Annotated in this window: 10 protein-coding genes; 7 read left to right on the forward strand and 3 right to left on the reverse strand. The window is 37.9% G+C overall.

The window, feature by feature from the left end; genetic code table 11:
• Positions 1–514: 514 nt before the first annotated feature.
• The 3 genes from QM491_RS12085 to QM491_RS12095 form a co-directional block, all read right to left on the reverse strand.
• Positions 515–1873, reverse strand: a complete 1359-nt coding sequence (locus QM491_RS12085) for a Gfo/Idh/MocA family protein (RefSeq protein ID WP_283327749.1) — start codon at positions 1871–1873, stop codon at positions 515–517.
• Between the two features lie 66 nt (positions 1874–1939).
• Entirely contained in the window at positions 1940–2815 is an 876-nt protein-coding gene (locus QM491_RS12090; RefSeq protein ID WP_283327750.1) for a sugar phosphate nucleotidyltransferase, read from the reverse strand.
• 237 nt (positions 2816–3052) lie between these two features.
• Positions 3053–4126 (reverse strand): mevalonate kinase family protein, encoded by a 1074-nt coding sequence (locus QM491_RS12095; RefSeq protein ID WP_283327751.1) that lies wholly within the window; start codon positions 4124–4126, stop codon positions 3053–3055.
• 179 nt (positions 4127–4305) lie between these two features.
• Here QM491_RS12095 and QM491_RS12100 point away from each other — a divergent pair, with 179 nt between their 5' ends.
• The 7 genes from QM491_RS12100 (at position 4306) to QM491_RS12130 (ending at position 11254) form a co-directional block, all read left to right on the forward strand.
• A complete protein-coding gene (locus QM491_RS12100; RefSeq protein WP_283327752.1) occupies positions 4306–5307 on the forward strand; it encodes a LacI family DNA-binding transcriptional regulator in 1002 nt (333 codons plus the stop codon).
• 190 nt (positions 5308–5497) lie between these two features.
• Positions 5498–6343, forward strand: coding sequence for a vWA domain-containing protein (locus QM491_RS12105; RefSeq protein ID WP_283327753.1), 846 nt, complete (start codon positions 5498–5500; stop codon positions 6341–6343).
• Between the two features lie 316 nt (positions 6344–6659).
• A complete protein-coding gene (locus tag QM491_RS12110; protein ID WP_283327754.1) occupies positions 6660–7094 on the forward strand; it encodes a tetratricopeptide repeat protein in 435 nt (144 codons plus the stop codon).
• Between the two features lie 52 nt (positions 7095–7146).
• Positions 7147–8322, forward strand: a complete 1176-nt coding sequence (locus QM491_RS12115; protein WP_283327755.1) for an acetyl-CoA C-acyltransferase — start codon at positions 7147–7149, stop codon at positions 8320–8322.
• Between the two features lie 215 nt (positions 8323–8537).
• A complete protein-coding gene (locus QM491_RS12120; protein WP_283327756.1) occupies positions 8538–9479 on the forward strand; it encodes a phosphoribosylaminoimidazolesuccinocarboxamide synthase in 942 nt (313 codons plus the stop codon).
• 273 nt (positions 9480–9752) lie between these two features.
• Positions 9753–10172, forward strand: a complete 420-nt coding sequence (locus QM491_RS12125) for an STAS domain-containing protein (protein WP_283327757.1) — start codon at positions 9753–9755, stop codon at positions 10170–10172.
• A gap of 158 nt (positions 10173–10330) precedes the next feature.
• Positions 10331–11254 (forward strand): ribonuclease Z, encoded by a 924-nt coding sequence (locus QM491_RS12130; RefSeq protein ID WP_283327758.1) that lies wholly within the window; start codon positions 10331–10333, stop codon positions 11252–11254.
• The last annotated feature ends 21 nt before the right edge of the window (positions 11255–11275 follow it).

Consider the following 11275-nt stretch of genomic DNA (forward strand, 5'->3'; position numbering starts at 1 on the left):
TCAATTATCCACCACAGATATGCCTGTTTATTAGGATTTTTTTCAGGAACCGATCTTTTCATCAGCTCTGTAGGAGCGACAGTTTGGTAGTAAATAGTCATTCCCTTGAACAGTTAAAAGAGCGCCGTAGGTGCGACAGACTTCAAGATTTTGGCTTTCTGTCGCACCTACGGCGCTTTTACAATGAAATACAAGGTGATTTTGGTTATTAATTTTTATTTTACACGATTATTTGAGTAAGAAGGTATTATTTTTGATAGTTTATGGTGTTCATAACCAAAAGGTTATGATTTTTGATTTGTGGATTTTATCATGAAAAAAGGTGGTTAGAAAATTAATTTCGACCACCTTTTTATTTCTAGAAAAACTTGAAATTACTAGTTCAAGACTTAGTCTTGAACTTATTTTTTTAACAGTTTAAAACTGAAACAAACGCTAGTCCGATACTAAGTCTCGAACTAGATATTTTTAAAAATAATCACTCATCCACTCAATCGCCACTCACTCAATGAATCTATACTTCAAACCCGAAAATCGGCTTATTCGTTTTCCATTTTCCACGAGTAAAATCAGGAATTTGAACTGGAGCTGAACCTTTGGCAATCGACATTTCTGACAATGGACTAATAGCTGACCAAGCTGCTGCATCGTACACGTCGATAGGAGGGGTAGTTTTGTTTTTAACAGAATTAATAAAATCTCTCAAAACAAAATAGTCCATACCACCATGACCTGCGCCGACAGCTTCAGATTCAAATCTTTTCCAGATACCGTGATCATATTTTTTCATATATGCCTCATCCGATTCCCAAACATCCGCTTTGGCAGATACATTTTCTACATAAATCTGGTTACCATCGTCCATCCATAATCCGCTATCACCTTGTACTCTAAAACCAAGCGAATACGGACGAGGAGAGTTGGTATCATGCGTAATTAAGATGGTTTCTCCGTTAGCACACTTAATCATTGTTTGAACCACGTCACCAAGTTTGAATTTTACTTTCGCATTTGGGTGATTGGCTCCTCCTTTGTCAACAATATATTTATGCAATGCTACTCCCTTCGATGCCATTGAAGTCAAATACAAAAATTGATTACCACGGTTGATATTAATCATTTCGGCAACTGGACCTAAACCATGTGTAGGATAAAGGTCTCCGTTGCGGTCTACTGAGTGTTGTGTACGCCACTTGGCTTCGCTAAAGCCTTTTTCTCCAAATTCTACACCACCACCATAAGCTTGTTTACCATCATTGAATTTGACATGACGCAAATCGTGCTCATAGCCACATTCCAAGTGAGTGATTTCACCAAATAGGTTTTCTCGCACCATATTAAGTACCGCCATCACATCACGACGATAACATACGTTTTCGAGCAACATACAGTGAGAACCTGTTTTTTCAAAAGTATTAACCAAGTCCCATGATTCCTGCAATTTAACTGTAGCAGATACCTCCAAGCCTGCATATTTTCCTGCATTCATGGTCGCCAATGCCATCGGTACGTGCCATTCCCAAGGTGTGGCAATAATTACACCGTCGATATCATCACGTTTTACCATGTTTTCAAAATCCTTCTCATTTTTTCCATAGGCTACTGCTTCCTTACGGCCTTTCTCTTTGAGAATTTTTTGAGCTTTTGCTATGGCATTAGGGTCAATATCACAAATACAAGTGACTTCTACTTCTGGAAAAGCCATGGCATTGGCAAGGTGGTTTCGCCCGCGGAGACCTGTGCCAATAAAACCAAGGCGTACTTTGCGGTCGTCTTTTTTAGCAAAGACATCTTTTGGTAAAACCAGCCCTGCTGCTAAGGCCAAGCCTCCTTTTTGAATAAAATCGCGTCGTTGAAGTGTATTATTTTTCATTGCCAATTATTTGGGTTTAAATGGTAAATTATGAGGTATCGACTTTAGCAAAGTCTTAGGGTTTCTTTAATGTAATGTCAATGTTTTTACTTTTTTAAGGTATTCTTGTACTACTAATATATCTTGTTTTGAAGTTAAATCAGGTACATTTTCTGCCATTGGAATACAAGAAATAGGTTTTCCCAATTCTCTGGTTATAATTAACAAAGCCGTTGGTAATTCTTTTTCATTTCTTACAGGGTGAAAAGGGGTTTTCTGTAAGGCAGGAAACAAATCTGAGGCTTCAAACACAAAAGCATTCATACTTACACCAATACGACCGTAGCGATGAGCAATAGCTTCTGCCTGTTCGTCTGAAGGTTTTTCTATGATATTTTGTAAATAATTATTCTCATCTGGTTCTACAATGGCAAATGCTTTGATTCGCTCCAGTGGAAAATCTAAAGCATCTCTATCATAACTTATCAAAGCATTAGGATTAGGACTATGCCAAAGTGCTTCAAAAGCCTGTGTCGAATACAAGTTATCGCTGTTACAAACTACAATTCGCCCTTGTTGCCAATCAGGATGTTGCTCTAATGCTTGTAAAACAGCATCGGCAGTTCCTGCGGGTTTTACTCTATCTGCATGAATATGTTGTCGGGCAAATACAAAATGTATGCCCCAACTATTACCTTCTTGCGCTAGTTTTTCGTAATACTGTTGTGTAAAATCATCGTCTGGATGAAGTAGCATCAAAACCTCATTAAATCCTGCATTTGAGGCATTTTCTAACTGATAATCTATTAAAGATTTTCCCGAATCCCCCAGACCAATCATCCCTTTTGTCAACGTATCGGCTTGATTAGCCAACGTAGGATCAAGGTCTGTTAGGTCAGGTGCAGCTTTTTTCATGCGAGTAGCTGCACCCCCTGCAAGGATTACAATTCTTTGAGTTTTCATAGAAAATTGGATGTATAATTTGATGGTAATAAGATGTTATTAGTTAATCGTGTATCAGTTATCAGAATTGATACATTTTTTTGCTTTCGACTTTCAACAATGGGCTTTCGGCAAAAATATTCTTAATGAATTCAAAAAAGCTTTTGGGCTTAATGCCTATTGCGGGTAAAATTAATTTCATTTAGCCCACTAACTTATTTGGTAAATCGGTAATGATATTCTACCGTCTTCGTAAGATTATATTTCTTCTTTCGAACCTTCTGCTACTTCGATGATATAGGCTTTGCCACCTTCTCTTTCGATGGCTTCTACCACAGCTTCGGTGTTGGTGGGTGCATAGGCAAACATACAGCCTCCACCTCCTGAACCATTGATTTTACCTCCCAAAGCTCCTGCTTTTAGGGAGGCTTCTATCATTCTATTAATTTTAGGTGTAGAAACTCGTTTTGCGTCTCTCAAGTTGTCCTGATGAGCGCTCAACAACTGTCCCAATTTTACATCATTAAATGTATCTTTTCCTTCAAACATGGCTTTGGCTGTACGCAAAATATCCCTGTCCGAAAGGTTGCTGTAAAACAGTGCATATTCGTCTGGATTCAGCAATGATTGATATTGTTCGGCGCTTTCGATAGGCGCTTTGCTTAATTGAAAATCTGGATAGACTTGCTTGATTTTATTGATGGCATCGAGCATACCAAATTTGACATGCTTCAAAATACCAATGGTATCTTTTGGCTCAAGTGAGTCCCCAAGGACAAATTTGCCCAATGGCGCTTGATAAGCTTCTACCAGAATATTAGGCTTGGTTTCCAAATACATAATATTACCAATCGACGTGGCATATTCGTCCATACATCCGCCTGGTTCGCCAAATTCTTCTACTTCAGCTAAATAGGCTAATTGTCCGATTTCAACTGGGTCAATAGGATGATTAGCTGTTTTTAGTAAAAAATGTGTCCAAGCCACTACTAATGCCGACGAACTCGATGTTCCAGAATTGATAGGGATATTGCCGTACACTTTTGCTTCAATGCCTTTTTCAAAAGAGATACCTTTTTCTCTTTTCAATACATTCAAAACACTTTTGAAATAATCTCGGTCCTTATGATAGATGGCTGTTTCGGCTAAAGGAAAAGATTCTTCAGATTGAATATCAGGTAATTGAATATGAACAGAAGGCGTGTTGGTAACTCGTCCTTCAATATGAATACGTCTCGAAATGGCAGCGGCTATAACAGGCAAGCCTAGGTAATCTTGGTGCTCGCCAAATAAACAAATTCTGCCAGGAGTTGATATGTGTAAATTTTTCATAGTTGGAAAATTGGGTAAGCTAATCCTTGAACAAAGATAGTTTTCTGAGCTTATCAAAATATGCTTCAAGTGGGCTTCGAATAAGAAATTTGACTGCGCAACCGATTGTGCAAAAGCGTGCAACCGATTGTGCAATTTGTGCAAAAATTCTAACTTGCTTGCACAATTAATAAAAGCTTATGAGTCAGATAACTATGAAAGAATTGGCGAAGCGCTTAGGAACCTCAGTTTCAACGGTTTCGAGGGCTTTGCAAAACCATCCACGTATTGGTTTGAAGATGCGGGAAGACGTGATAGCGTTGGCAAAAGAGCTAAATTATAGTCCCAATACCACCGCGATAAACCTAAAAAAACAGTCTACCAAAAACGTTGGTGTAGTAGTACCATGGCTCACAGAACAGTTTTTTTCAATGGCCATTACGGGTATTGAGGATATACTTTTTGAAAAAGGATACAGAGTTGTTTTGCAACAATCTAGAGATGATTTTGAGCGAGAAGAACAGGCTATTCAAGCACTCATGAAACATGGTGTCGACGGGATCATCGTGTCGATGGGGTCGGGCACTTACAATCATCGTCATTTTTTGGAGGTAAATCGAAAGGGTATTCCTTTGGTATTTTTTGATAGAGTCGTAAAAAGCCTGCCCAATAGCTGTGTATATACCGACATCACGCAGGCATCATTTGAGGCAGTGGAATTATTGCTCAACAAAGGACTAACCAAAATAGCGCTCTTGAATGGACCGAATACAATGCAGTCGTCCAATGAACGGCTGATGGGTTATGTCAATGCACTCAAGTTGCATAATATTGAACTCAATCCGATTTATATCAAAACCACAGATTTGGGTTTTGAAGATACCTTTAAGAAAACACATGAACTCTTGGATTTGGCAGTACCTCCACAAGCGATTTTTGCTTTCCACGACTACATGTCCCTCGATGCCATGCAGATAGCCAAAGAGCGAGGGTTAATCATCAACCAAGATATATTTTTTGTGAGTTTTTCAAATTTAAGTTTTTGTAAGTATCTCGAAAAACCCCCATTTGCGAGTATCGAGCAATTTCCCTATGAAATGGGAGCCAAAGCTGCGAATCTATTAGTTGAGGTCATGAAAAAGCCAGACGATTACGTGCGTGAGGAAGTGATAATACGTTCAAAGTTAATCGTTAGAATTTGATAGATGAGTAAATGAGAATTTTGCTTTGGACATGCTAAAATTTGCTTTTCTAGCAAGTTCTGTACAATTTTAGGTTATGAACTGGAATGCTGATTTGGGACAAACCGAGAGAATGTTCATTGTCCTGTTTATTCTCATATATGTTTTTTATCTTGTCAGGGTTTTTTTAATTGCCAGAAAATTAAAAACCGTGGCTAGGTCTAGTATCTTAAAGTTTGTGCTGAGAAGTTGCTATTTTACCTTGCTTATCTTGGCATTGCTAGACCCATCTTTTGGTGAAATTAATGGAACCATTCGAGCTGAAGGTCGAGATATATTTTTGTTGGTAGATGTGTCCAAGTCTATGGATGCCACAGATGTTCAGCCAAGTAGAATTGAAAAAACGAAGTTTGAAATTAGTCGTATTGTCAATCATTTTACAAGCGATAGGATAGGAGTAATCGTTTTTTCGGAAGATGCTTTTATGCTTTCTCCACTTACTTTTGACCATAACGCCATCAATTTATTTATTCCAAGAATCAACTCTGATCTTTTACCTGCTGGTGGTACCAATTTTACACCAGCCTTAGAATTAGCCTTGGATAAGCTTACCAAAATCAAAACAAGCAATAAGTCCAAAGTAATAGTACTGATGAGTGATGGCGAAAATTTTGGAAACCTTGATTACAGTTTACTTAATAGAATAAGAAGAAATGGAGTTAACCTGTTTACCGTTGGAGTAGGTACTGCCGAAGGTAGTACAATCAAGGAGGGGAAATCGCTCAAAAAAGATGAAGACGGTAATATTGTGGTAACAAGACTAGAGCCAGATTTGATGAGAAAAATGGCTGCTGAAACAAGAGGAGGTTATTTTGAAGTACATAGTGTGTCAGATAGTTTTGTAGATTTGATAAAGCAGATTGAAAATATTTCTGCTAATTTGATTGACCAACGAACCGTTACGGTGACAGCCAATAAGTATTTTTATTTTTTGGTAGTTGCGCTATTTTTGCTAGGCATAGACGTATTTTTTACAGTGAGGACTTTCCAATTGTAGAAAATTTAGGTTAAAAGTTTTTTATAGAACAGTTTTATACGATTTTTGCATAAAATATTACTTAGAGTATAATAAGTTGAATTATTTTATTTTTTACATATTCCTCTGGATTTTAGAAAATGCGTCCTTTACTAAGGTAAGTGCACGAAATCTGGCTAAAATAGAGTCAGAAAGGGCATTTCGAGAAAAAAGATATAAGGATGCAGTAAAATATTACCAGACAATATCGGACAATTCTTATTTTACTCCCCCCGAGGTTGTGCTAAACCAAGCGCATGTGTATTTGCTCTCTGAAGATACCTTGCGAGCACAAAGCATGTACAAACGGCTGATTCACCTCGAAGATTATAAAATGGCCTCAACAACCTACTGTCAACTGGGCGTAATTAGCGGTGCTTTCAAAGACAGTGCCCAAGCATTAATTTATTTTAAAGAAGCTCTTAAGCTAAATCCACAGAATCAAATCGCACGTTTCAATTTTGAATTATTAAAACTCAAATTTCGTGGAGCCTCCGAAGAACCTAAGCCCAAACAACAGTCTAAGTCCATGCCACCACCAAGTGCCAATCACGCTGAAGTGGAACACACAGATGCTCAAGATGAAATGTTGAAAACGCTTAAGAATTATGGGCTCTCTCCCGAAAAAGCTAGGAGTATCCTAGAAGCTATGAAAAATAATGAAGTACAATATATTCAACAAAAGAAGGGATTGCTTAAGAAGAATAAGTCCAATATGAAACAATCTTGGTAAATCTAAAGATTACTATTTAACCACCATTACAATACCAAACTTTAACTTTATTATGCAAGAAGTGTATATCGTCTCAGCCGTTAGAACTCCCATTGGAAGTTTTGGCGGAGCTTTATCGAGTTTATCAGCAACAGATTTGGGCAGTATTGCCATAAAGGGCGCAATAGAAAGAGCTGGAATCAAGCCAGAATTGGTAGAAGAGGTACTTATGGGTAATGTTATTTCTGCAAATTTAGGACAAGCCCCTGCACGAATAGCAGCACTCAAAGCTGGTCTCCCACACGAAACACGCTGTACAACTATCAACAAAGTATGTGCATCTGGCGCAAAAGCCATTATCTTTGCAGCACAAAGTATTATGCTCGGAATGGCTGATGTCATCGTGGCTGGAGGTATGGAAAGTATGTCTAATGCTCCATATTATGTGCCTCGTGCTCGCTTTGGCTATAAATACGGCTCAAGTACTTTGGTCGACGGGCTCGAAAAAGATGGTCTTTCGGATGCCTATGATGATTGTGCAATGGGTATCTTTGCAGACAAAACTGCTCGTAAATACGGTATCACTCGCGAAGATCAAGATGATTTTGCGATTGAATCATACCGTCGTAGCGCTGAGGCTACACAAAAAGGTTATTTTGCAGACGAAATTGTTCCTATCGAAGTACAAACTCGCAAAGGAGTGGTAACGATTTCGGAGGATGAAGAATATAAAAATGTCAATTTTGAGAAAATCCCTAACTTAAAACCAGCTTTTGAGAAAAAAGGAACAGTTACCGCAGCCAATGCTTCTACTCTGAACGATGGTGCCGCTGCGCTAGTTTTGATGTCAAAAAAGAAAGCTGAAAAACTCAAATTGACTCCATTAGCAAAAATTATTGGCTTTGCTGATGCCGAACAAGAACCTGCATGGTTTACTACAACGCCAACCGTAGCAGTACCCAAAGCAATTCGTATGGCAGGGCTTATCAAAGAGGAGGTAGATTTATTTGAAGTAAACGAAGCGTTTGCCGTTGTGCCTTTGGCATTCGAAAAACTGTTGGATATTCCTCAACATAAAATCAATGTTTTGGGTGGAGCCGTTTCATTAGGTCATCCACTGGGGGCTTCAGGCGCGCGTATTGTTACAACTTTGATAAGTGCCTTAACTCATAAAGGCGGTCGTATTGGTGCTGCTGGTATTTGTAATGGTGGTGGCGGTGCATCGGCTATTGTGATCGAAAAAATGTAACTTCAATCGGTAGAGGTTTTAAACAAAAAATTGGTGCGTCAAATAAAATTCATTTTATCTGCAATAAGCATTAGGCTTTATGCCGTAAGCTAGAAGTTCAAAAGTATTTTTCATGAAATAATAGAAAGCTTTCTTTGCTTTTAGCTTAAGGCATATTGCTTAGAGCAGGTAAAATGCCCACTAACTTAGATGTTTTTAATACTACCCAATATAAAATGAACGTAATAAAAAGTACCAATTTCAATTTTCCCAACCAAACGGGCTTTTACAAAGGTAAAGTAAGAGATGTATATTCGTTTGAAGACCTCCTTGTAATGGTGGCTTCTGACCGTATTTCTGCTTTTGATGTAGTGCTTCCAGAAGCGATTCCTTTTAAAGGACAGGTGTTGAACCAAATCGCTGAACATTTCTTGAAAGCTACGCAATCGATTGTTCCAAACTGGTTATTGGCAGTGCCAGATCCTAATGTAAGTGCGGGTCTAAAATGCGAAGCTTTTCCTGTTGAAATGGTCGTGCGTGGGTACTTAGCAGGTCATGCAGCACGTACATACAAGTCAGGACTTCGTACACTTTGTGGAGTAACATTGCCTGAAGGATTGAAAGAAAACGACAAATTGCCTCAGCCAATTATTACACCAACCACCAAAGCGCACGAAGGTCACGACGAAGATATTTCTCGTGAAGATATCCTTGCCAAAGGATTAGTGAGCGAGGAGGATTATGTTCAGTTAGAGCAATATACTTTGGCATTGTTTGAAAAAGGTACACAAATGGCAGCCGAACAAGGCTTGATTTTGGTGGATACCAAATATGAGTTCGGTAAAATCGACGGTAAAATTGTATTGATTGACGAAATTCATACGCCTGATTCATCTCGTTATTTTTATGCGGACGGCTATGCAGAAAGACAAGCAAACGGTGAATCTCAAAAACAACTTTCAAAAGAATTTGTTCGTGAATGGTTGATTGCCAATAATTTTCAAGGAAAAGAAGGACAAACAGTACCTGAAATGACTCCTGAATGGGTAAATCAAATTTCAGAACGATATATTGAGCTTTTTGAGAAAGTAACAGGCAAAGCTTTCGAAAAATCTGTTACTGATAATGTTCTAGAACGAGTTGAGAAAAATGTATTGACGTTCTTAGCAAATAGATAATAGTTGCGAGAAATTTTAAAAATTTTAGTAATAAATTGTACTTGAATAAGCTCTTGTTTTGCAAGAGCTTATTTGTACTTATAAGTACAAATATTTTTCGTGAAAATTACTAAATTGCACAGCATTTGCAGGTAGGTCATTCAAAGTGAACGTCTCAGAATAGACACTCGTTTTATGACACTTGTACCTTCAAGCATACAAACTTCGGGCGAGTCCCTAAAGCATATTTAATTCCAAAAAAAATCTACTGCGATTATATAAAGTAGTAAAAAGATGAATTTTAAGATTGAAAAAAACGAGCAATACGCTCTTATCGAACTTAACGAAACAGCTTTAACTCAAGACAATTACGCTGATTTCGAAAACATTATCCGCCAACTTTTCCGTGCGGGATATGGTAACGTTATCGTGAATTTTGATGAAGTTACAGAATTGGATGGTCATGGCGTTTCGGTAATACGTAAAGGCAATAAAATCTGTTTAAACGAGCTTGGCTTGTTCATCATTGTGACTAAAAATGATGAAATTATCGACCAATTAGATCGTGCCAAAATTGAAGATTTGACCATTATGCCAACAGTTCAGGAGGCAATTGATGCTGTTTTCTTAAACGAACTCGAAAATGATTTCCAATCAGAAGATGAAGATGAGTTTGGCGGTGGCGAATACAGTGAAAGCGAAGAAGATTATTAATCAAATTGTATAAAACGAAGACTTAAAAGTATTCATCAAAGGATATTTTTCGGTTTTTCGAACAAAAAAACCTTATTAGGCGTTAGTCTGATAAGGTTTTTTTTTATATTGAACCCTATTAATTATTTTGTTTACCAGTAATTTAAAATTATAACAATTTGAGTTTCCATCTTACTATTCTAGGTACGGGTTCTGCCAACCCAGTAGTAACGCGTAATGCAACTTCCCACTTTTTGATGGTGGAACAAGAAGGGTATTTGTTTGATTGTGGAGAGGCTACCCAGACGCAATTACTTCGTTTCAAACTCAAGGCCACTCGTATCAAATATATTTTTATTACTCACCTTCATGGCGACCATTTCTTTGGATTAATAGGTTTATTGTCAACACTTAACATGCACCATAGAGTTGACGATTTGTATATCTATGGTCCCAAAGGTCTTGCTGAAGTGCTGACTCTTCAAATGAAATATTCGGATACACGTCTTAATTTTAAAGTGCATTTTGAGGAAACTCGTTCCGAAGAGTCCTACCTCTTAATGGAAAACGATTATGTGAAGGTCACCACAATTCCCTTGGTTCATCGTGTGCCATGTTGTGGTTTTTTGATTGAAGAAAAAGAAAAACCACACAAAATTCTGAAGGAACTATTGCCATCACATATAAGTATTGAACAAATCAAATGCCTCAAAGATGGACAAGATGTGCTAGATGATAATGGCGAAGTACTATATTCATGTGACTATTACACCAGCAAAGGCCCTGCGCCAGATAGTTATGCTTTTTGTACTGATACGGCTTATCACCCTGCTATTTTGCCAATTATCAAAGGGGTCAAATTACTTTATCACGAAACCACCTTTTTACATGAATTGGTAGAAAGAGCTAAGGAAACATGCCATTCTACCGCTTATCAAGCTGGGCAAATTGCTAAGGAAGCTGGTGTGAAAAACTTATTGATAGGACATTTCTCGTCTAGATACAAAGACCTTACTCCATTTATAGATGAAGCAAAACAAGTTTTTCGCAATACTATACTTGGAGAAGATGGAATGTCGATAGACTTTAGAGATTTGGTATGATTTAAAAATAACGGCATTCGA

It is taken from the genome of Flectobacillus longus (assembly GCF_030056705.1).
GTDB classification, from domain to species: domain Bacteria; phylum Bacteroidota; class Bacteroidia; order Cytophagales; family Spirosomataceae; genus Flectobacillus; species Flectobacillus longus.

Bases quoted from the DNA above. Each gene is read 5' to 3' on its own strand.
- QM491_RS12085 (WP_283327749.1), bottom strand. From the start codon at position 1,873: ATGAAAAATAATACACTTCAACGACGCGATTTTATTCAAAAAGGAGGC.
- QM491_RS12090 (WP_283327750.1), bottom strand. From the start codon at position 2,815: ATGAAAACTCAAAGAATTGTAATCCTTGCAGGGGGTGCAGCTACTCGC.
- QM491_RS12095 (WP_283327751.1), bottom strand. From the start codon at position 4,126: ATGAAAAATTTACACATATCAACTCCTGGCAGAATTTGTTTATTTGGC.
- QM491_RS12100 (WP_283327752.1), top strand. From the start codon at position 4,306: ATGAGTCAGATAACTATGAAAGAATTGGCGAAGCGCTTAGGAACCTCA.
- QM491_RS12110 (WP_283327754.1), top strand. From the start codon at position 6,660: ATGTACAAACGGCTGATTCACCTCGAAGATTATAAAATGGCCTCAACA.
- QM491_RS12115 (WP_283327755.1), top strand. From the start codon at position 7,147: ATGCAAGAAGTGTATATCGTCTCAGCCGTTAGAACTCCCATTGGAAGT.
- QM491_RS12120 (WP_283327756.1), top strand. From the start codon at position 8,538: ATGAACGTAATAAAAAGTACCAATTTCAATTTTCCCAACCAAACGGGC.
- QM491_RS12125 (WP_283327757.1), top strand. From the start codon at position 9,753: ATGAATTTTAAGATTGAAAAAAACGAGCAATACGCTCTTATCGAACTT.